This window comes from Amycolatopsis sp. NPDC004747, assembly GCF_053601335.1.
This window is the reverse complement of the sequence record NZ_JBSGBQ010000007.1, coordinates 16,103-37,748: the sequence shown is the minus strand read 5'-3', so window position 1 is coordinate 37,748 and position 21,646 is coordinate 16,103. Positions and strand designations below refer to the sequence as shown.

Below are 21,646 nucleotides of genomic sequence, written 5' to 3'. Positions count from 1 at the left end.
GTCCGGACCACCCCGTGATTCACTGGTGACCGGAACACCCCGTCCGGAACCGGAGGCGAGTCCCGTGCGCACCGATGCGAGCCAGAACCGTGCCCGTATCCTGGACGCCGCGAGGGAGCTGTATGCGGCCAAGGGGCTCGACGTCACCATGCGCGCCGTCGCCCGGCGCGCCGGGCTCGGGGTGGCCACGCTCTACCGGCATTTCCCGGACCGGGAGGCGCTCGCCGTCGCGGCGTTCGAGCACGAGCTGGCGGACTGCGACCGGCTGAGCGAAGAGGCGCTCGCCGACCCCGATCCGTGGCGGGCCCTGCGCGGCGTGGTCGACCACGCCGTCCGGGCGCGGGCCGTCACCTGGGCGATCGGGGCGGAGTCCCGGAACCGGGTGGAGCCGGGCGGGGCACGGACACGGGCGATGGGCAACATCACCGAGCTGGTGCGCCGGGCGCAGGAGAGCGGGGACCTGCGGGCCGACTTCTCGCCCAGCGACCTCGCCCTGCTCGTTCAGGCCAGCGACAGCCTCGCGGTGACGTCCCCCGCCGCAGCGCGCCGTCTGGTCGCCTACCTCCTGCAGTCGTTCTCCGCCCGCACCGCGCCTCTGCCGGATCCCGCGCCGGTTTCGCTGCTGGGCGCCGACTTCGCCTGAACGTCATTCGAGAAGCTTTCGCGCGGACGTTTCTCGCTTCTCCCGGATCAGGCGGATTCCGGCCACCCCGCGGTTAGCGTCGTTCTCGTGAAGATCACTGCTTTGGAGCAAGAAGACCTGGCCGAAGAGCGCGCGGAGGTTCTTGCCCGCGTGCGTGAGCTGCGTGGCGAAATGAGTGAAAACGGCGTGCGCATCGACGCCGAGGGCACCGACGTGGCGGAAAACCTGCGGTTGCTCGGCGAGACGGGCGTGAACCGGCTCAGCGTGCCCGCCGAGTACGGCGGCTTGTGGGCCGGCGGAATGTGGAGCGGCTGGCGTGACACGACCGAGGCGCTGGTGGAGATTTCCGCCGCCGACGGTTCGACCGGCATGTGCTGGACCAACAACGGGCTGCACCCGCGCCGCCTGTTCACCGCCGACCTGCCGCGCGAGACCAAGGAGCAGCTGGCCGACGAGCTGGTCAACGAGGGCAGGCGCCTGGTCTCCTCCAACTCCGAGGCCGGCGCCAAGGGGCCGGTGACCGGCCGGAGGGTGCCGGGAGGCGTGGTGGTCAACGGCACCAAGACGTTCAACACCAACAGCGGCGGCGGGGGCCGCGATCTCCTCATCGTCGGCTTCGCCCTGTCGGGGTCCGATGCGAACCCGGGGACGGCAACGAGGCACGAAGCGCTGGTCCGGCTGGACGCGCCGGGTGTCCGGCAGGCGCACGACTGGGACAACATGGGACAGCGCGGCACCCACAGCCAGACCATCACCTACGAAGACGTGTTCGTCCCCGACGGGTGGCACTTCGCCGCGACGCCGGCGGACGCGAACACGTTCGGCGCGGGCATGCTGTTCCACGCGGCACTGATGCAGGGCATCGGGGAGGGCGCGTTCGAGTCCGCCGTCGGCTACCTCCGGAGCCTGAACCGGGGGAGCATGCCCAGGTTCCCCACCGCCCTGGAGGACCCGCTGATGCACCGGCAGCTCGGCGAGATGTCCAGCGAACTGGCCGCCGCCCGGGCGTACCTGCTGAGCGTGGCCGGACGGCTGGAGGATCCCGGCGCCGATCCGGAGACGATCACGATCCACGGGTTCCGCTCGAAGGTCGCGAGCAACCGGGTGAGCCTGGCCGTGTCCGGGCGGATCCACGACCTGACCGGCGCCCGCAGCACCGCCAACCGGTACCGGTTCGACCGGTTCTGGCGCAACGCCAGGACTTTCGCCACGCACGACTCGATCGACGCGAAGAACGCGCTCATCGGAGCGTACGAACTCTCGGGCGAGTTCCCCGACGTCCTCGACTACTTCCGGATCTGACGATGGATCCCACGAAGCTGCGGGCGGCTTTCGCGTGCTTTCCCACCGGCGTCACCGCCCTTGCCGGGCTGGTCGACGGCAAGCCGGTGGGGATGGCGGTGAGTTCGTTCGCCTCGATTTCCCTGGAACCGCCGTTGATCGCCGCCTCGATCCAGCGCACGTCCACCACGTGGCCGATGCTCCGCGGCGCCGCCGCGCTCGGGGTGAGCGTGCTGGCGGAGCACCACGGGGAAGTGGGCAGGCGGCTGTCGGGGCCGGGGGACCGGTTCGCGGGAGTTGCCTGGACGACGTCTTCGTCGGACGCGGTCTTCATCGAGGGGGCAACGGCCTGGTTCGACGGTGTTCTGCACCAGGAGGTGCCGGCGGGCGACCACGTGATCGCGCTTCTGAGGGTGACGGCGGTCGAAGTCCGGTCCTCCTCCCGGCCGCTGGTGTTCCACGGCAGCGGCTTTCGGCAGCTCGCCTGAACCAGCGCACTGCCGGCTCGGTTCCCCGGCAGGTGCCGTTCGGATCAGTCCGCCGACTCGGGCAGATCGGACAGGTCGAGCACGAAGCGGTAGCGCACGTCGTTGCGCCGCAACCGATCGAGGGCTTCGTTCACCTGCGCCGAGGGAAGCACCTCGACGTCGGCGGCGACGCCGTGCTCGGCGCAGAAGTCCAGCATGGCGGCGGTCGCGGGGCGGCCCCCGCTGCCGGCCGAGGTCAGCTTCTTGCGGCCCACGAGCAGGTCCATCGTCCGGACGGTGACGGGCCCGAGGTAGCCGACCTGGCTGAGGGTTCCGTCCATGGCGACGAGCCCGAGGTACGGACCGAGGTCGTGCGGCGCGGAGATGGTGTCGATCACCACGTCGAACCGGTCCCGGGCGGCGGCCATCTGCTCCGCGTCCGTGGACACCACGATGTTCCCGGCACCCAGCCGGCGGGCGTCGGCGGCTTTGTCCCCGGTCCGGCTGATGACCGTCGTCTCCGCGCCGAGCGCGACGGCGAACTTGACCGCGAGGTGCCCGAGGCCGCCGAGCCCGGCGACCGCGACCCGCACGCCCTTGCCGACTTCGAGGCTGCGCAACGGCTCCCACACGGTGATCCCGGCGCAGAGCAGCGGCGCCGCACCCGCCGGATCGAGCCCCGCGGGCAGGCGGTAGGCGAACCGGTCGCGGACGACGTACTCGCGGGCGTACCCGCCCGAGGTCGTCGAGCCGTCACGACGGTCGGTACCGCCGTAGGTCAGCGTGGGGAACTCGCGGCAGAAGTTCTCCTGACCGGCCTCGCACATGACACACCCGCCGCACGAGTCGACGATGTTGCCGACGGCCACCGAGTCACCGACGGCGAACTTCGTGACCTTGGGCCCCACCTCGGTCACGACCCCGGTGAACTCGTGTCCCGGCACCAGCAGGCCCTCGGAATGAGCGTCGAGGGAGTGCACGTCGGTGTGGCAGACCCCGCAGTAGCCGACCCGGACCGCGAGGTCGTCCGAACGCAGGTTCCGCCGTGGCACCCGCACTTGCCGCAGCACCTTGGCGTTGCCGTCGGCGCCCCATCCCGTGGTCGTCCGCATGTGTTCTCCTTCGGCAAACAGACTGTTCGGTCTGTTTCACCGTAGCGACGGGGTCGCGGAAAGGCAAACCAACTGTTCTGTTTGGTAGGGTCCCCGCATGGCCGATCAGCCCACGACCGCCCGTGGCACCGCGACTCGCGACCGCATCCTCGAGGCGGCGACCCGGGAGTTCGCCGAGTACGGGATCGCGGGCGCCCGCATCGATCGGATCGTGCGCGCGGCCCGGACCAACAAGGCGCAGCTGTACGCGTACTTCGGCAGCAAGGACGGGCTGTTCGACGCGATCTTCTTCGCCTCGCTGGAGCGGATCGTGAACGTCGTCCCGATCGACGCCGCCGATCTCGCGGACTGGGCCGTGCGCCTCTACGACGAGTACCTGCGCCGCCCCGACCTCATCCGCTTGGCCACCTGGGCCCGCCTGGAGCGGCGGCCGGCCGGTCACCTGGTCGCGGAGGCCGATCGGCTCGACGACGAGAAGCTGCGCGCGATCGCCGCGGCGCAGGCCGGCGGGATCGTGCGACCGGGCGACCCGTTCGACGTGATGGCCGTGGTCATCGCCATGTCCATGGCGTGGTCGCCGGTCAGCAACGTCTACGCGGCAACCGCGGACGAGCCCCGGGAACGGCACGACGAACGCCGCGCCCTGCTGCGGGACGCCGTCCGGCGCGCGGTGATGACCACCTGAGCCCAGGCCGCCGTCCGGACCCGGCGGCGAGCCCGGCACGCCCTGGCCGAGGTGCCGGTCCGGCTACAGCGCCAGGAGGACCCGGCCGAACGGCCCGCCCTCGGCCAGGTGCCGCTGCGCCTGCGCGGCCTGCTCCAGCGGGAACACCCGGTCGACCAGGGGCGTGATCTCCTTGCGGGCAACCAGTTCGAGCAGGCGCGTGTTGGCGGCGTTGATCTGTTCCGGGGTGAACAGGGCGAACCGGAAGCCGTGGATGTGGGCGTTCTTCCAGATCAGGTCGGTGACGTCGATTTCGGTGCGGGTGCTCGCCGCGTACCCGACGCTGACCAGGGTGCCGTCCACGGCGAGCGCGCTCAGCGAGTCACCGGTGACGGTGCCGCCGACGCCGTCGAGGACGATGTCGACGCCGCGGCCGCCGGTCAGCCGGTGCACTCCGGCGCGGAGGGACTCGGCGGACAGGTCGATCACCTCGAACCCGAGTGCGCGGCCGCGCTCGGCCTTCGCGGTGGTGGTGGCCGTGGTGATCGCCGCGCTCGCGCCGAGCACCCGGGCGACGTCCACGCCGCCCTGCCCGACGCCGCCGCCGGCGCCGGGCGCGAGGACCGACTGCCCGGGCCGGAACCCGGCGAGCTCGGTGAGCGCCAGGTACGCCGTGAGGTGCCCGGTCGCGGCGGTCAGCGCGGCCGCGGCGGTGTCGTCGACGTCGTCCGGGACCGGCACGACGTGCCGCGGGTCGACGGCGATGTACTCGGCCCACGCGCCGTCGGCGCCCACGCCGTACCGGCCGCCGCTGAGGATTACGCGGGTGCCCGCCGGCAGCCCGCTCGCGCCGGGCTCGGTGAGGACGCCGACACCGAACCCGCCGGGCCGGATCGGCAGCGGTTTGACGGCCGCGGCGGGGAGCTTGCCGCGGCGGACCGTGTCGTCCAGCGGGTTCACGCCCGCGAAGGTGAGCCGCACGAGGGCCTGGCCGTCGGCCGGCACCGGGATGGGGACCTCGACGGGCCGCAGGACGTCGTAGCCGCCGAACTCGTCGTACTGGATGGCGCGCATGGGGGTGTCCTCCGAAACAGGTGTGTTGTGGTCAGTTGTTTCCGGAACGCTGCCGGGCGCGGTAGGCGCGCAAGTTGGCCGGATTGCCGCAGACGCGCACGTCGTGCCAGGTGCCGCTGTTGTTGCGCGAGCGGTCGAAGAACGCGGCTTCGCACCGGGGGTTGCGGCAGGTCTTGAGGCGGCGCCACGTGTCGGCGGACTGCGCGTCCGCGACCGCGATCAGCGCGAGCGCGGCCAGCGCCCGCCAGCCGGAGCCACGCGGCTGCGGCCGGACCCGGCCGTCCGGGCCGAGGTGGAGCACCACTCCGGCCTGGTGCTCCGGTGCGGGCGCACCCGATCCGGCCACGTGAGCGTGGAGATCGACCCGAAGGTCGCGAAGCGGGTCGAGGTCGCCTTCGTCGATGACGACGGCGGGGACGACCTGGCCGGTTTCCTCGGTCCAGGCCGCGAGCGCGCTGTCGGCCCACCGCTGCGCCGACGCCACGTCGGCGAGCAGGTCCGGCTGACGCGGGCGGCCGGCGGACCGGGTGTTGAGCAGGTCGTGGACGAACCCCAGCCCGCCGGGGGCGGGGGTGAGGTCGTAGCGCGCGGTCGCGAGCCAGGTCATGAAATAAGCATGGACGGCTAGCTTATTTCAGGCACGGGTCTGTGGGGCAGGTCACTGACCGGCGGTCGATCCAGTCGTCGCGGAACCCGAGCGGAGCGTGGTGGCAAAGAGGGGCATGACATCGTTGCGTTCTGTGGGAGACAGCGATCCGCCGGGGTCGGATGCGGAGCTGGTGACGGGGGATGCCGAGCAGTTCGGGGTGCTGTTCGACCGGTACGCGGGGGTGTTGCACCGGTACTGTGCCGGCCGGGTCGGCGCCGCGGTGGCGGAGGACGTTGTCGCCGACGTGTTCTGCCTGGCTTTCAAGCAGCGGGACCGGTTCGACGCCGGCCGGGTGGACGCCCTGCCTTGGCTGTACGGGATCGCCACCAACCTGGTGCGGCGGCGGTGGCGGCAGGAGGTGGCGCGGTACCGCGCCATGGCGAAGGTGGTGCCGCCTCTTGCCGGGGGTGACGAGCCCGCGCTGCGGGCCGTCGAGCGCACCCATGCCGCCGAGTACGTGCAGCTGATCAGTTCGGCACTGGAAAAGATGCCGCGTCGGCAGCGGGAGGTGCTCCTGCTCTTCGCGTTGGCGGACCTGGGCTACGGCGAGATCGCCACCGCGCTCGGGATTCCGATCGGGACGGTGCGCTCCGCGCTGCACCGGGCCAGGACACGGCTGCGTGACGTCCTGCCCGCCCATGCCGACGTAGCCGCCTCCCGGGAGATGACCTCATGAGCACCCAGCAAGCACCGGACGAGCAGCACGAGATCACCCTGCTCCGGTCCGTCCTCGACACCCCTGCGCCGGACAACGGCAGCCTCGCCAGGATGCGCGCCAAGGCCTTCCGCTCGATGCAGGCTCCGCCGGCCCCCCGCCACCGGGGGCGCGTCGTGCTCGTCGCCGCGTCGGTCGCGCTGGTCGCGGGCCTGGGCGTCACCATCGCGGTGCAGCCGACCGACGACGGTTCTCCCTCGACCGCGCTTCCGGCCACCGCCGGTCCGGCCCGTCCTGGCAACTCCACACCGCTCGTCGGCGCGGACACCCCGGCTCGCGAGGCACTGATCACGCTCGCCGCGCACACCGGTGACCTCCGGCCGCTGACGGTCCGGCCGGGCCAGTTCGTGTACTCGCACCTGCGCGGTCAGGTCACGAACGGGATCCCGGTGGGCGCCGGCGGCGAGGCCCAGGTGGTCTCGGAGAACGAGACCAGGGCCTGGTTCGCGGCGGACGGGCTGCGGACGGTGCGGATGGAGCTGTCGACCGACCTCGACGCGCGCCCCGCGACGGACGTGGACGCGCGCAAGCTCGCCGACAGCGGCAGGTCGCTGCCGAAGCCGCACACGCAGGTGTACCCGAACCCGAACGGCGATCCGAAGGAACAACTGCCGGTCAGCGAGCCGAAGGAACCGGGCGTCGACCACCCCACGCTGTCCTGGGTGGCGAGTCTGCCCACCGACCCGGAGCGGCTGCTGGCGGTGTTCCGGGCCGCCGCGGGCACGACCACCAGGCACGACGCCGACTACCTGACCTTCAAGACCGCCGCCGGCTTCGCCGCCCGGGCCGACGCCCTGCTCACGCCGGCGGTCCGCACGGCGCTGTACCAGGCCATCGCCCTGCTGCCGGGCATCCAGCGGGTGCCGGGCCAGGTCGACCTGACCGGCCGCGCCGGCGTGGCCATCGGACGGAACGGGGAAGGCTTCCGCAGCGAAATCATCCTCGACCCGGTGACCTCCAGGGTGCTCGGCACCAGGATGGTCGCGACGGCCGGGACCGACGTGCCGGCCGGGACCGTGATCGCCTGGTCCAGCACCGACCAGGTGGTCGTCGACTCGGTGGGGGCGACCTCGTGACGCGCCGACGCCTCGGCCACGCGGCGTTGGCCGCCGTGGCGCTCGTCGCCGTGGTCTCGCCACCGGTGGCGTCCGCGAACGGCATCGCCGCCACCGCACCGGCGCGGCCGGCCGGGACGACCGTCACCCTCGTGACCGGCGACCGGGTGACGCTCACCGGCCGGGACGACGTCCGGGTGCGACCCGCGCCGGGCCGCGAGCACGTCGGGTTCGAGCAGCGGATCGACGAGCACGGCCACAGCGTCGTGGTCCCTCGCGACGTCGCGGCGCTCGTCGCGGGCGGGCAGCTCGACCCGCGGCTGTTCGACGTCTCGTCCCTGGTCGAGGCGGGCTATCACGACGAAGCCCGGCGGGACCTGCCGCTGGTGGTGACCCACGCCGGCGGTGGCCTGCGTGCCGCCGTCGCCGGTGGCCGCGAGCTGCCCAGCGTCGGCGCCACCGCCATCCGCCCGGCGAAGGACGCGCTGTCCTCGGTGTGGGCCGCCTTGGACGCCGGGGGCGAAAAGACGCTGTCGCCCGGGGTCCGGCGGGTGGCGCTCGACGGTCCGGTGCGGGTCGATCTGGACCACAGCGTGCCGCAGATCGGCGCGCCGCAGGCCTGGCAGGCCGGGTACACCGGCCGCGGCACGACCGTCGCCGTCCTCGACACCGGCATCGACACCACCCACCCGGACCTCGCCGACGCGGTGGCCGGGGCCAGTGACTTCACCGGAAGCCCCAGCGGCAGCGACGACCGGGTCGGGCACGGCACGCACGTCGCGTCGATCATCACCGGCAGCGGAGCGGCGTCGGCCGGCCGGTTCCGGGGCGTCGCTCCCGACACCCGGCTGCTGGTGGGGAAGGTGCTCGACGACAACGGCTACGGCACCGAGTCCTCGGTCGTCGCGGGCATGGAATGGGCGGCCGCGCAGGGAGCCGACGTCGTCGCGATGAGTCTCGGCGGGTCGGTGGCCCCCGGCAAGGACACGAGCGTGGACGTCCTTTCGGAGGCGGTGAACCGGCTCACCGCGCAGTCCGGCGCGCTGTTCGTGGTCTCCGCCGGGAACAACGGCCCGCGCGGCGGGTCGGTCGGCAGCCCCGGTGTCGCGGAGGCCGCGCTGACGGTCGGGGCGGTGGACGGCGCCGACGCGCTGGCCGAGTTCTCCGGCCGGGGCCCGCGCGCCGACGGTGCCATCAAGCCGGACATCACCGCGCCGGGGGTGGGCATCGTCGCCGCCCGCGCGAAGAACGGGCACCTCGGGACGCCCGTCGACGACGCGTACACGGCCCTGTCCGGCACCTCGATGTCGGCACCGCACGTGGCCGGCGCGGCGGCGATCCTCGCCGGGATGCACCCGGACTGGGACGCGGCGCGGCTGAAGTCCGCGCTGATGGGCAGCGCCGCGCCCCGCGACGGGGTGACGGTGTACGAACAGGGCGCCGGCCGGGTCGACCTCGCGCGGGCGGTCAGCCAGCCTGTGGTGGCCAGCCCGGCGAGCGTGTCCCTCGGGCAGGCGCGGTGGCCGCACGAGGACGACCAGCCGATCCCGACGGTCCTCACCTACCGGAACACCGGGACCACCCCGGTCACCTTGGACCTGGCCGTGACCGTGCGGGACGCGGCCGGGAAACCGGCGCCCGCCGGGATGTTCACCGTGGCGCCGCGCACCCTCGAGGTCCCCGCGGGCGGCCAGGCCACCGCGACGCTGACCGCGGACACCTCGGTGGACGGCCCCGACGGCACCTACGGCGGCACGGTCGTCGCCACCGGTGACGGGAACGTGGTCCGCACCCCGGTCGGCGTCCAGCGGGAGGCCGAGAACCACGACGTCAAGCTCGGCTTCCTCGACTGGCAGGGAAACCCCGCACAGCGCGCCGAGTACCGCTTCGTCGGCCTCGACCAGCCCTCGGCGTACCTGGCCACCGTGACGACCGGGTCGGCCGTCGTCCGGCTGCCACCCGGCCGGTACTTCTTCCACGCCACCGTCCTCGGCCGGGACACCGGCAACGAGCTGATCAGGGCGCTGTTCGCCGAACCGGAGATCACCGTCACCGGGGACACCGGAATGGTCGTCGACGCCCGGGACGCCAAACCCGTCGGCATGCGGGTCGACCGGCCGGACGCCGGCGACTCCGAGACGATCCAGTCGTTCCTGCGCACGACGCCCTACGGCGAGACAGGCTTCCGCACCTTCGGTTCGTTCGACAAGGTGTGGGTGCGTCCCTCGGCCACGAGCGCACCCGAGTTCACGTTCACCGCGGAGGGGCTGTTCGCCCGGCGCGACGGGCAGGGCGGCTTCACCGGCAGCCCGTACCTGTACCACCTCCGGTGGGCGGAGCAGGGCCGCGTGCCGGCCGAGCTCGTGCGGCACTTCGCCGATCGCGACCTCGCCGCCGTCCGGTCCACGCACGCCGCGAGCGGCAGCGGGGAGATCGGCGAACGCGACTACACCGTGCGGGCGCCGCTGCCGTTCACGCTCCAGGAGTACTACAGTCCCGACACGCCCTGGGAGCGCTTCTTCGGCAAGCCCGTGGAAAAGCCGCTGTACGAGTGGTTCACGCAGACCGTGCCGAGGACGTTCCGGCGGGGCGAGTCCGTGGCCGAACAGTGGAACACCGGGGTGTTCGGGCCGGCTTTCCCGCGATATCCGGGGTCTCCGGCGGAATGGGCCGGCCGGACCGGTGACACGGTGTACTTCGACCTGTGGCCGTTCAGCGACCCGTCGACCGGCCACTATGGACAGTCGGCGACCGGCTCCGCCGAAACCGTGCTGTACCAGGGAGACGAGCGGATCGGCGCCCAGCCGTGGGTGGGCTACCACGAGTTCGACGTGCCGCCGGGGGAGAGCCCGTACCGGTTGCACACCGAGTCGGTGCGGAGCGGCTCGGCTGAGCTGTCCACAAAGGTCACCGCGGACTGGACGTTCCGCTCGGGCACGGTGCCGGGAGCCCAGGTGCGCCCTATCCCCATGATGGCGGTGCGGTTCACGCCGCGGCTGGACGACCACAACCGCGCGCCGGGAGGTGTCCCGTTCCTCGTTCCGGTGCGGGTGGAGCACACCGACGAGCTCGCCCGCGTCACGTCGTTGACGGTACGGGTGTCCTACGACGATGGCGGCACCTGGCAGACCGTGCCGGTGCGGCGCGAAGGCGGACAATGGCTCGCCGGCCTGCGACACCCCGCCGGGGCCGCCTTCGTGTCGCTGCGAGCCACCGCGACCGACGGCGCGGGCAACACGGTCGACCAGACGATCATCCGCGGGTACCGGCTGGGGTAACCGGGCCGGCGTCAGCGGGGCCCCGCTCACTTCGGGGAGCGAGGCCCCGCGTCCGCTGGAAACCCTCGAACAAGGCGACGGCCTGCTCGTGTCCACGCCGCCGTGGCTGCTCTGCTCACGCGACGATGAGCGCGATCGCAATCAGGACCGTGAACAACAGTAAACCTCCGAGCAGCAGCGGGCCGGCGAAAGCGAGCCATCCGGCTGCCAGGAGCCAGGAAATGGCGGTCAACGAGGTCAGTATCGGTGCGGTGCGTGAGACCAGGCCGAACACGGCGGGCGGGGAGTCGGCGAGCCCCGGCGGCGGAACTGCGACACCGGTTCGGACGAACGCGGCAATATCAGGCAGCCTTTCGGGTGCGAGTGCTGCGCCGTGGCCACCGGGCAAGTAGCGGTACTGCTCCGCTGTCGGGGGCACTTCCTGGAATCCGGTGAAACCGCCGACCCCGATGTCTCTCATGCGCAGGCCGCGCAGCCCGCTGCACAGCCATGCCACCGGTTTGTCCTTGGACGCGCAGACGTTGACCAGGCGGCCGACTTGCCTTTTGTCAGCGTGCCCGCGCCAGTCGAATTCCGCAGGGAGAACAGAGCCTGCCAGGAACACGCGGTCGAAGCGTATTGACGCCACGTACTTCAAGGCCTGTCCGAGCATGTAGGTTCCGTTGCTGTGACCGACGAAGTGGAACGGTAGGTCGGGGTGGCGAGCGAGGAGGTAGCTGTACTGGTCGAGGAACCAGTAGAGAGTGCGGCGACGAGTGACGGGGATCGCAAAGTTGTAAGCGGAGAAACGTCCATACGAACCCGTGACGACGCGGATGTCCTTCTGCGTAGCGAGGTGGAGCCGCAGCTGCTCCACCCAGCCGTCGTTGCCGGCCCGGATCCCGTGCAGGATGAACACCACCGAGGTGAGCGCCGCATCTTCGGCGGGCAAGGGCTTCGGTGTAGTGGGCTCGACGTCCTCCAGAACGGCCTTCCGGAGAAGGTTCCACCGCTGGCCCGGGAAGTCCTCGGGGACGGCGGTGACCCGCGGTATGTCGGCGTGGGTCGCGCAGGGCAGGACGAGTTGAACACCGGTCGTCAACGTCTCGACGTCGCGGCTGTCTTCCGAGGTCACGAACGTATCCTGGCCCGAGCGCACCTGTACCACGACAGGAGCGTCGGCCTGTCGGGCGCCGATCTCGCGCAGCCACTCGAGGCGAAGAGCTGTCATGAAGGCCGAACCGGCCAGGACGTCGCGGACAGCGAACCCTTTCGTCAGTGGCAGGGTGAGCCAGGACAGCCGTTGACCCAGTCGCCCGAGGCGGTTGGTGTCCCAGCCGCGGTTCGGGGTCGCCAAGAGAACGATGCGTCGCACATGGCGAGACCACTCTCGGGGGAAGCCCCCCAACGCTCCTGTTGCCTGTAGGTAGGCGTAACGCACGAGAAGGCCGCCGATACTGTGCCCGATCAGGGTTATCGCCTGGGGAGATCCGCGGTGTTCCCAGTACTGCTGGATGGACTCGGAGAGTGCCAGCGCGTGTCGTGCCAAAGGTCCCCGGGACCAGATCCGAACCGGATTCGGGTACACCCACGTGTCGTCTGCGGTCGCTCCCGTTCCGGCTCGGACGTGCTCAAGCAGGTCAACACTGGTCGCGCGGCCCTCCGTCACACCGCAGACGTAGACGTAGACCATGGCGAACCTCCCGTTGGTAGAGGAGTCGCACTTGTGGCCGTCGGTGTTTCCGGCCGCCTGGCCGGGTTGGTCCATCCAGGTGGCTCCCGGCCGTGGCGTCACGGGCATGCCGGCACCGTCGTTTTCGAGTTCGCCTGAAGTGGGCCCGTGCGGTTGCCGGAATCCGCCGGCCGGGCACCTTCCTGGTCTCGTCTTGGCGAAGGCATGGGGGTGCTTCGGGTTCTCGAGGTGATCAAGAGGCATGTCGGGCAGCGCCACCGTCCTTCTCCGGCTCGACGTCACTGTCCGGCTCCGCGGTGCGGTGCCGCAACCGGCTTCGCGGAGGCCGTAAAGTAGTTCGTCATGACCGAGGCACGAGCGACCGCGCCGGTCGTGTTCGTGTCCTACGCCCACGACGACGAAGACCACGTGCGGGTGGTCCTCCGCTTGGCGACCCTGCTGCGCGGATCGGGCATCGACGTCCGTCTCGACCAGTGGGCCGACCGGGAGCGGATCGACTGGGCACTGTGGGTCGACCAGACCATGCCGACCGCGGACTACGTGCTGGTGATCGCGTCACGCGAGTTCCACCGCCGCTCGATGGAGCAGCCTTCCGAAAGCCGGACCTGGGGTTTGCAGTACGAGGCGGGGATGCTGCGGGAACTGCTCACGGCCGACCGGTCCCGGTGGCGAGCCCGAATCCTCCCGGTCCTCCTCCCCGGCCACGACGTCGACGAACTCCCGCCCTTTCTCCAGGGGCACACGACCACGCACTACCGGTTCTCGTTCGCTCCCGGCGGCGCGGACGACCTGCTGCGTGCCCTGACCGGCCATGCCGCGCATCCCGAGCCGCCCCTCGGGGCGCCGTGGACACCACCGCCGGTGGCAGTGGGCGACGGGATTCCCCAGCGCGACCGTGTTGTCTCCCCGACCAGGGACTCGCTCACCGATCCCGCCCGGCTGATCCTGCCGCTGCTGCGCCGGGCGAGCCTGGAGTCGGTGTTCGTGCCCGCGGTGGATCAGGCCTTGGCCGTCCCGGCGGTGGTCGCCATCTACGCCGAGGCCGGCATGGGCAAGAGTGTGCTGCTGGCGCAGCTGCACGACGAGCTCGCGAAGCGACCGGATGTCGGTGTCGTCCTGGTGTCCCTGAGCGAGAAGGTGACCGACCGGCCCCGCACCCCGGCCGAACTCGACGCCCAGCTCGGCGCCGCGATCGGCCGCCCGGGGACGTTGAGCGACGTCGTCGGGCTCCAGCAGTCGTGGGGACTGCGTCCCGTGGTGCTCCTGGACACTCTCGACCTGATCCTGGACCGGGAACTCCGCCCGGTGCTGACGCAATGGCTCCACCAGCTGGTCGAACGCCGCGTTCCCGTGGTCTTCACCTGCCGCAGCTTCGAGTTCCGGACGCAGCTGGAGCCGATCGGCGAGCGGATGTCCCTGCTCGCGGCCCGGATCGACCGCCGGGAGGTCTACCGGCTCAGCGAGTCGGAGACCAAGCACTTCGCGCGGTGCTACGTGCAGACGCTCGCCGAAGTGACACCGGACCGGCGTGACGCGTTCCTGGAGCGCCTGCTCCATTTGCGTGGGCGACGGCGCGCGGTGGTCGAGGTGTGCGGGAATCCGCTGCTGCTCGCCCTCGCCTGCAGCTTGTACGCACCCACCGGGGAGATCCCCGAGGACCTCACGGTCGCGCGCTTGTTCCAGACCCACTGGAACCACCAGGTCGTCGGCAGCCCGCGGCGAAGCCTCACCTACACCGAGGCCGAGGAGCGGGGCCGGATCTGCTTGGCCGGCGGCCGCGCGATCCTCGCCCGTTCCACCACGACGTTCGCGGAGAACTTCCGGGCGGCCGGGATCGACCCGGCCCCGGACGACAGGGCGCTCGACGACCTGTGCTCGGCGGGGATCCTCGTGCCCGCGGCCGATCCCACCCGGTTCCGCTTCTTCCACCAGACGTTCGCCGAATGGGTGATCGCGCGGTATCTGGCGGAGGCCGACGCCGATCGGACGGATTTCCTGGCTCGGCTCGCCGACCCGGTCCAGCGCGGCCACCTCGGGCCCATCCTCGTCCAGCTGCTTTACACGCTCGAAGAGCAGGCGGAATACCAGCAGATCGTCGGTCGGCTGGACCTCGACGACCTCCTGTCTTTGCGGGCGGTGGCACTCTCGGCGGTCACCCGCGGCGACCTCACCCTGATCGCCGAGCTGATCGAACGCCGCACTTCCCCCGAGCACGAATGGCATGTGCTGGAAGCCCTGGGCGCCACCGCCGAAGGCGACGCGATGGCGGTAGCGGACCTCCTGCTCGCCGGATTCGCTCGGGTCTCGACGTCCGTGCTGTTCCTCGCCGCACGCGTTCTGGGCGACCTGGTCACCCGCTCGGCGGATCGCGGGCGGCTCCTGCCTGTGGCGCTGGAGGCGATCGCCGAGCGGCGGCCGGACGTGGTCGACGCCGATCAACGCGGCCAGCTGCCGGAGCGATTTCTGGAAGCCCTCGGCGAGAACACTTACACCGACGCCGATCGGGCGGTGCTCCGGCAGTACTACGGCAGGCTCGGGCCGATGGCGCAGATGGCGATCCTCCGCCTCCACACCGGAGTGACGGCGAGTGAAGCCGCGAGCTTGCTCGAGGTGGCTCTGCAGCTACGGGTGCCTACGATCTCGACCTCTGAAGCCCTGGCGCTCGCCAGGATCGTGTTCGCCGACGCGGCCGCGAGGAAGACCGTCCAGTGGGACTCCTGGCAGGCGATGCTGGCGAAGGACTACCCGGCCGGATGGAACGACGTCCAGTGCCGGCTCGTCGCCGGCCTGGTCTTGGATGCGCGCTCGGTGCCCCTGCCCGAGCTGCTCGGTGCCGCCCTGGGCGCGGACGCGGCGGTGGCCCAACAGGCGGTGTACGTGCTCGAAAAGGTTGCCGCCGGGGAGCCGTCACTGACGTTCGGCCTGCTGCTGGCGGATCCGGCACCCGCCGGCCGACGGGAGCTGGCGCTGGTGCGGACGATGCTGATCAAGGCACCCCCGATCGACCGCGCGCTGGCCGCCCGGCTCATCGTTTGGCTTGAACCGGTACTCCCGGTGGATCCCGGGTGGGTCGGGCAGGCGATGGCTCACGCCGCTTCGACACACGTGGATCTCCTGGCGGACGTCATCGCCCGCACGAGCCACCTGTCCGACAGGGACTTCTCCCGGATCGTCAACGCGGTGCTCGGCGGTTGCCCGACCGAGGAGCTGGCCACGCTGCTCCCCAGCCTCGGTCCGGTCGCCGAGGGGACCGGTGTACTGGCTGCACGCGTCGCCGGAACCTTTGCGCCGATGGACACCCGCGCGCGGGACCGCTGCGCAGAGCTGGCACTCGGCGGGGCGGCCGTACCCACGAAAGCCGCCGTCCATCGCCTGGTGGCCACGGCGATCGAACTCGGCTGGTTCGATGCAGGGCTCGCCGGCCGGCTCCTCACCTCACATCATTCCGGTGCGGTGCAGAACATCGGCCGCTGGATCACCGAAGTCGTCCGCGAACCCCTGCCGGAAGGCCTCGCTGCGGACCTGGTCGATGCGCTTGGCCGCGCGACGGCGGGCCCGGTTGTCACGGCGCTGACCGCGGCCATCGCCGACGACGTCCGACGACAGGGACCCTTGTCCGCACGAGCGGCAGCCATCACCGAAGAACTCATCGCCCGCAGCGAAGACCCGGCGGCTCGCGCACCTCTGGCGCGTGAGCTGATCCGCTCCGCGTACTCCCTCCTTCTCCTGCAGCTGGCGGCCGGTTGCGACGAAGCCGCGCTGCGGCACTTGGTCCACCGTTCGGTACGCGCTCCGGCTCTCTCCGAAATCGACGAGGCCGCGGAACTCGTCGAGCGGGTCGTGATGCGAGCCGGGTGGTTCTTGCGTGACCGTTCGCCCGCGGTCCTCGACGAACTGATCGAGGGCCTGCCCGAGCTGCCCGGCCGGGCTCAAGAGGGCGTGGCGCGAGCCATCCGCGTCGATCGCGGTGAGCAGAGTACCGAGTTCCGCCGGATCGCCGAGCGGACGACGGACGCCGGCACCCGGACCTACGTTCTCGGCCGCCTCGCCTGACTTCCCGCATGCTTTGATCGACCGATGTCGGTTCTTCGTCAAGTTTCGACTCGGCGATACGGTTGGTCGCAGTCTTTTATTCCCGTTCCTCTTGTTCGATTCGCCTGAGCAAGTCGGCGACCGGAAGCATCCTGGTGGCCGTGGCATGGCCGTTCGACGAATTGGCCGAGCCGACCAGGTGGCTCTGAAGCGTCCGGTGGAGGAATGCGTAACCGGTCACGGTGCGGCGCATGATGATGTGTTCCTCCACATGCGAGAAGAATTCGCTCACATCCTCGGGCAGCACGCCACGCCGAAGCACCGAGCGGACGCTCGCCCGGTGGCTCCACCAGCCGCTCAACGACAGGGCCAGCTCGCTCAGCCACGCCCCACCGGCCGCGGCGACCATCAAATGGAACGTCAGCAGCCGTACCTCCGTCCCCACCAGCGGGGCGAGTACCGAGGACAGCTGCCAGCACGCCACGAGCGCCACCAGCCCGGTCACCACGCGCACGACCAGCGTCCACCGAGCGGCCGCGGTTCGCATGGAGCGCACCTTGCCGCGCTCCCGCTCGTGTCCGGTCGTCACGCGCTCCGGCAACGCCAGCACCGCAGTCGCCGCCCCGGCGGTCACGCCCGGAAGAAGGCCGAGCAGCAGTCCATCGAAGCCGCCAAGCAGCCCGACGGAGACGCCCGCGCACATTCCGGCCAGGATGCTCGGGAACGACCTGGCCGCCGCCGCCCGCGGAGCGAGTGTCCACCGGCTGGACACGAATTCACGGAGCGCCAGCCGCGACAGACCCTGGTCGGTCGCCGACCGCGCCGACAACCAGTGCGCGGCTGCCGTCAGCACGAGCAGCGCCACGCAGGCAACCGCATAGCCGACGCTCAACTGCCGCGCCGTGTACACGGTGAGCCCCAGCGCCGCGCACAGCGCGAACAGGACGTAAACGCCCGCTGTGACCCTGCCGGGCGGGCCGGCACCGTCCGTCCGAACCCAGCCGAGGTTGAGGTCCTCCACCGCGAAAGCGTCTCGGCCTCCGTGTTCCATCAGCTGGGCCAGCGCCCGGAGGTAGCCCATCGCCTCCTCGTCACCGAATCGCGGGTTCGCGGACGCGGCGAAGCTCGATCGATGTCGGAGAGCCTCCTTCAGGTAAGCCGACCACAGGTGGTCCAGCCGGCCGGTGAGCAGTTCGGCGACCGCCTTGTCGTCGACCAGCCTCCCGCGGTAGGCCAGCACCGCGACGGTCAACGCCAGCGGCGTGTCCAGCAGCCGCACCAGTTCGGCGTTGCGGCCGCACGCATCGCGCAGCGACTGCAACTCGCTGCCGGCGTCCGCGAGGTACCGGTCGATGTCCTCGGCACCCAACGGCATGATCTCGGCCGCGACGCCGAACCTCAGCAACCGGGCCGGCTCGAAGTACTCCGTGGTACGGCTGCACACCACGATCCCGGTCTGCAACCGCGACCGCATGAGCGACAGCACCTCGATGCACCGCCTGCGGTCCTCGACGTCACGGATCTCGTCCAGGCCGTCGAGCAGCAGCACGATCGGGCTGCGGTCCATGCGCAGCCACGTCCTCACCTTCAGGTCCGGGACCTGGTACAGCCGCGAAACCTCCCACGACAACCACCGGGTGGCCGCCGATACGGCGCGGTCGGCCTGCTCCCGGCGGGCCTTGCCGAGGCCTTCGTGACGCAGGTCCTCCTCGTCCTCCTCCGCTTTCGGGTTTCGGCGTCTGGCCGGCAGCCACGTGCTCGTCCGGTTGGGCTCGATCTTCCAGCTCCCCGTCGAAAGCGACAACACGATCGGCACCGGACCGGATTCGTCGCTGAGCAAGTGCTCCGCGAGGTGCAGCAGCTGGGTGGTCTTCCCGGACCCAGGCTCCCCGAGAAGGACCAGGCGCCGCTCCGCGCGGTCCGACCGGTAGAGGGAGACGATGTCCGTGACCTCATCGGATTGCTCACCGCCGGCGATCCGCAACGGTGCGGTTATCCCGTCTCCCCGTTCGCGCAAGCCCAGCTGTGCGGGCACGACTCGGTCCAGTGACCGGGACAGGAACTGGTCGATCCACACCACCTGCATCTTGCGGCGCAGGTCTTCGAGGTAGCCGTCCTGTTGCGGGTCCAACGGGTGGTGGGAAAGCCCGGGGTCGGGTTGATCGCGTCGTCGCTGCAGGCCCAACGCTCCGCCCAGCAGCGTCACCGCGCCGAAGATCACCAGCGCGAGCGAGGTGTGATCCTTCATCCATCGCTGGACAGGCATCGGGTCGGCGGCAACCCATTCGCCCAGCGGGGAGAAATAAACTGTCGCGACTGCTACCAGTGCGATGGCCAGTACGGCGAAAGATTTCCCGTTTCTTCGACGTCCGGCCACTGCGTCCCTCGCTCCGCCTGTCGCCCACCAAAACGCCGACAAGATACCCGCCAGGTCCCACTCGCACCCGTTATACCCCGACGGCAGGAGGAATGTCGAACGCGCAGGCGCCAGGTTTCCTTGACGGACGCCGTCAGCGTATCTTGACGGCCATGGGTAGCAGATCTCGGTGGCAGGACGGCCGTCGTGCCTGGCAGCGACTCAACGGCTGGCATCAACGGGACCCGGCGGCATCACCGGGGCACCCGGACACCGGCGAGGCGGCTCTGCGAGCGCTTGAAGACATCCACTTCGTGCGGACTCTGCTGGACACGGCCGAACTCAATGCGGTCGCCACCGCCCGCCGGGATGACCGCAGCTGGGCCGAGATCGCCACAGCTCTCCACCTGAGCAAGCAAGCCGCTTGGGAGAAATGGCACGACCTCGGAGGGGACCAAGCCGAACCGATGACAGCTCGGTCCTGAATTGCCTGGTACTGGCGCCGCCATCTGCTTCGACGTCATACGAATGTGCGGGACGTGGGGAGTGCCCGGCTGGATGTGGGGAACGGTCCTTTCCCGGTAAGAATTGCCGGGAAAGGACCGTTCTTTACCCGTGACACCCGGCTACCGGAGTGTGGGGTGTCAGGCGGTCACTTCCCCGGCATCGCCGCGGCCGCGTCCCGCGCCGCGGCGTCGTGGGCCCGGCGGTCCGTGCCTGCCGTCCACGCGGCCCGCACATCGTTGACGCAGCCGGGAACGTCGGCGACGGAAGAGCAGTTGTCGGGCCGGTTGCCGCTCACCACGGCCCCGTTGGCCAGCGTGACTTGCGCGCTCAGGGTGTCGATGCCGCCACCGGAAGCGGGGAGGGGAAGGTAGCCCGCTCCCGGTTCTCCCGCGGCATTGTCGGTGACCGTCCCGCCGTCGAGGGTGAGGGTGTCGTGGAACACGGCGAGTCCGCCGCCGCTGCCACCGAAGCCGGCCCAGCCGAGGTATCCGCCGGACCCCGGGACACCGGCGTCGCCCCCGCGACCCGCCTGATTGCCGGAGATCTTGGTGGCGGCGACGGTCGGGTTCAGCGGCTTGTCCTGCTCGGCCGACACGAACACCCCGGCGCCGGTACCGCCGCTGCCGCCGTCTCCCGATCCGCCGCCGTTCGCGCCACCGGAACCGCCCGGAGCGCCGTCTCCGGTGGTGTTGCCGGTGAAGCTGCTCCCGGTGACCCGCAGGACGGTGCCGCTGGTGAGGTCGATGCCGCCACCGAAACCACCCGAGCCGCCCCTGCCGCCCGGCTTCGTGCCCGTGCCGTTGCCGCCCCGGCCACCGCCGCCGGTGGTGTTCCCGGTGATCCAGCTGTTGGTGATCGTCAGGGTCACCGGGGTGAAGTAGTACGAGGAGATACCCCCGCCGAAACCGCCGAGCCCGCCGCGGCCGGCGCTGGTGGTGGCGGTGGCGTCGGCACCGGGAGCGCCCGCCCCGGACGTGTTGCCCGTGATGACGCTGTCGGTGATGGTCAACGGCCCCCAGTTCCGGATACCACCACCGGAGGCGCCCCCGGTCCCTTCGCCGTAGGAGTCGGTGCCGGCGCCGTCGGGGGCGTGGCCGCCGGTGATCGTGACCTTGTCGAGGGTCAGGTCGCCCCAGTTGTCGATGATCCGGAACCGGGGCGCGTCCTGGGCGCGGGCGATGGTGGCGTGGTTGCCGTTGATGGTGAGCTTCCCGTTAACGGCAGGCAGCCCGGTGCCCGAGGAGCTGTCGGCCGGCGAGGTGAGGGTGTAAACGCAGTTCGGTGCCAGGGACAGGGTGTCCGCGGCGGTCGAAGCGCCGGCCGCGGCGACCGCCTGGACCAGTGCGGCCGGATCACAGGGCACGTCGATGTCGGAAGCTTGGGCCTGTGGTGCGGCCAGGGCGAGTGCCCCCAGTGCGGTCACCGTCGCGGCGGCGGTGACAACGGGTCGTCTTCGGGATCTTGCGCACAGCGGCATCAAGAGGCCTTTCTGATCTGTGGATCGGCAGAGGCAGTGATCCCAACAAGTATGATCCACATCGCAAGGCAATTGTCGTCAAGCGACCATTTACCGCAATCCGCTGCGCAAGCTGAGGCCTTTCCGGACGGTGGCCACCACCGCATTCTTGCCGAAGTGCGGCCGAGTGGTGGTGGCGGCCGGCAGGGCGGGGGGAGGGGAGCCGGCCGGCCGTCACCACAACTGCGGCGACGCAGAACCGCGTGTCCGAGGCGCTGCGGCGTCGTGCTCAGGGTTGCATCGGTTGGTGAGCGGTTACCAGCGGCCATTCGAGTTGTCGTGCGCGGCTTTTGTGCGTCGGCAACAGCCGGCGATCATTGGGGTTTGTTACCGGTTCCAGTCGCCATTGCGTGCGGTACCCGCACCTCTGCTCAAGGCGACGTCACGCGTGGCTGCGGGTCGCCGTTGCAGCGGGATCGCGACGGGAGAGCCCGGCCGTGGGTACGGGGTGACGAGCAGGTGGTGGAATCCGTTGTGCAGGCCGGCCGGGGTGCCCGCCACGCGCAGGAGGTCATACGCCGGTACGATCATTTCCGCTGCAAGCTTCCGTAGGCGCTGGTCGATAGCGCGGTCGCTCAGCGAGCCCTGAGATGGCATTGAGGCGTCCTTACCTGTCGCGGTGGGG

14 protein-coding genes are annotated in these 21,646 nt (G+C 70.9%); 8 read left to right on the top strand and 6 right to left on the bottom strand.

What is annotated here, in order from left to right:
- Positions 1–64: 64 nt before the first annotated feature.
- The 3 genes from ACWEGE_RS13115 to ACWEGE_RS13105 all read left to right on the top strand — a co-directional run bounded on the left by ACWEGE_RS13115 (position 65) and on the right by ACWEGE_RS13105 (position 2,412).
- A complete protein-coding gene (locus tag ACWEGE_RS13115; RefSeq protein ID WP_449660644.1) occupies positions 65–643 on the top strand; it encodes a TetR/AcrR family transcriptional regulator in 579 nt (192 codons plus the stop codon).
- 87 nt (positions 644–730) lie between these two features.
- The gene (locus tag ACWEGE_RS13110) at positions 731–1,945 is read left to right on the top strand and encodes an acyl-CoA dehydrogenase family protein (protein WP_449660643.1); all 1,215 of its coding nucleotides are present in this window, start codon (positions 731–733) and stop codon (positions 1,943–1,945) included.
- Between the two features lie 2 nt (positions 1,946–1,947).
- Positions 1,948–2,412: a flavin reductase family protein gene (locus ACWEGE_RS13105; protein WP_449660642.1), complete on the top strand. Its 465-nt coding sequence runs from the start codon at positions 1,948–1,950 to the stop codon at positions 2,410–2,412.
- Positions 2,413–2,456: 44 nt separating this feature from the next.
- Here ACWEGE_RS13105 and ACWEGE_RS13100 read toward each other — a convergent pair whose 3' ends face one another.
- Positions 2,457–3,503 (bottom strand): NAD(P)-dependent alcohol dehydrogenase, encoded by a 1,047-nt coding sequence (locus ACWEGE_RS13100; RefSeq protein WP_449660641.1) that lies wholly within the window; start codon positions 3,501–3,503, stop codon positions 2,457–2,459.
- A gap of 97 nt (positions 3,504–3,600) precedes the next feature.
- Here ACWEGE_RS13100 and ACWEGE_RS13095 point away from each other — a divergent pair, with 97 nt between their 5' ends.
- Entirely contained in the window at positions 3,601–4,188 is a 588-nt protein-coding gene (locus ACWEGE_RS13095; RefSeq protein ID WP_449660640.1) for a TetR family transcriptional regulator, read from the top strand.
- 63 nt (positions 4,189–4,251) lie between these two features.
- Here ACWEGE_RS13095 and ACWEGE_RS13090 read toward each other — a convergent pair whose 3' ends face one another.
- Positions 4,252–5,241, bottom strand: a complete 990-nt coding sequence (locus ACWEGE_RS13090) for a quinone oxidoreductase family protein (protein WP_449660639.1) — start codon at positions 5,239–5,241, stop codon at positions 4,252–4,254.
- A gap of 31 nt (positions 5,242–5,272) precedes the next feature.
- Positions 5,273–5,848, bottom strand: coding sequence for a CGNR zinc finger domain-containing protein (locus ACWEGE_RS13085; RefSeq protein ID WP_449660638.1), 576 nt, complete (start codon positions 5,846–5,848; stop codon positions 5,273–5,275).
- A gap of 133 nt (positions 5,849–5,981) precedes the next feature.
- On the opposite strand from ACWEGE_RS13085, the gene ACWEGE_RS13080 reads away from it, so the two are divergent.
- The 3 genes from ACWEGE_RS13080 to ACWEGE_RS13070 are packed head-to-tail and all read left to right on the top strand — an operon-like array spanning position 5,982 to position 10,938.
- Positions 5,982–6,566, top strand: coding sequence for an RNA polymerase sigma factor (locus tag ACWEGE_RS13080; RefSeq protein WP_449660637.1), 585 nt, complete (start codon positions 5,982–5,984; stop codon positions 6,564–6,566).
- Positions 6,563–7,681, top strand: a complete 1,119-nt coding sequence (locus ACWEGE_RS13075) for a CU044_5270 family protein (RefSeq protein ID WP_449660636.1) — start codon at positions 6,563–6,565, stop codon at positions 7,679–7,681. Before ACWEGE_RS13080 ends, ACWEGE_RS13075 begins: the two co-directional genes overlap by 4 nt.
- Positions 7,678–10,938, top strand: coding sequence for a S8 family peptidase (locus tag ACWEGE_RS13070; RefSeq protein ID WP_449660635.1), 3,261 nt, complete (start codon positions 7,678–7,680; stop codon positions 10,936–10,938). The genes ACWEGE_RS13075 and ACWEGE_RS13070 overlap by 4 nt, the downstream gene beginning before the upstream one ends.
- A 115-nt stretch (positions 10,939–11,053) precedes the next feature.
- On the opposite strand, the gene ACWEGE_RS13065 is transcribed toward ACWEGE_RS13070, so the two are convergent.
- Entirely contained in the window at positions 11,054–12,868 is a 1,815-nt protein-coding gene (locus tag ACWEGE_RS13065; protein ID WP_449660634.1) for an esterase/lipase family protein, read from the bottom strand.
- Positions 12,869–12,952: 84 nt separating this feature from the next.
- On the opposite strand from ACWEGE_RS13065, the gene ACWEGE_RS13060 reads away from it, so the two are divergent.
- Positions 12,953–16,663, top strand: coding sequence for an SEFIR domain-containing protein (locus ACWEGE_RS13060; RefSeq protein ID WP_449660633.1), 3,711 nt, complete (start codon positions 12,953–12,955; stop codon positions 16,661–16,663).
- 76 nt (positions 16,664–16,739) lie between these two features.
- Here the strand turns inward: ACWEGE_RS13060 and ACWEGE_RS13055 are convergent, their stop codons facing one another.
- Both ACWEGE_RS13055 and ACWEGE_RS13050 read right to left on the bottom strand, forming a co-directional pair.
- Positions 16,740–19,019 carry an NACHT domain-containing protein gene (locus ACWEGE_RS13055; protein WP_449660632.1) on the bottom strand — a complete coding sequence of 760 codons (2,280 nt, stop codon included), beginning with the start codon at positions 19,017–19,019 and terminating at the stop codon, positions 16,740–16,742.
- Positions 19,020–19,650: 631 nt separating this feature from the next.
- Complete coding sequence (locus tag ACWEGE_RS13050; protein WP_449660631.1) at positions 19,651–20,928, bottom strand: hypothetical protein; 1,278 nt, start codon at positions 20,926–20,928, stop codon at positions 19,651–19,653.
- Between the last annotated feature and the right edge of the window lie 718 nt (positions 20,929–21,646).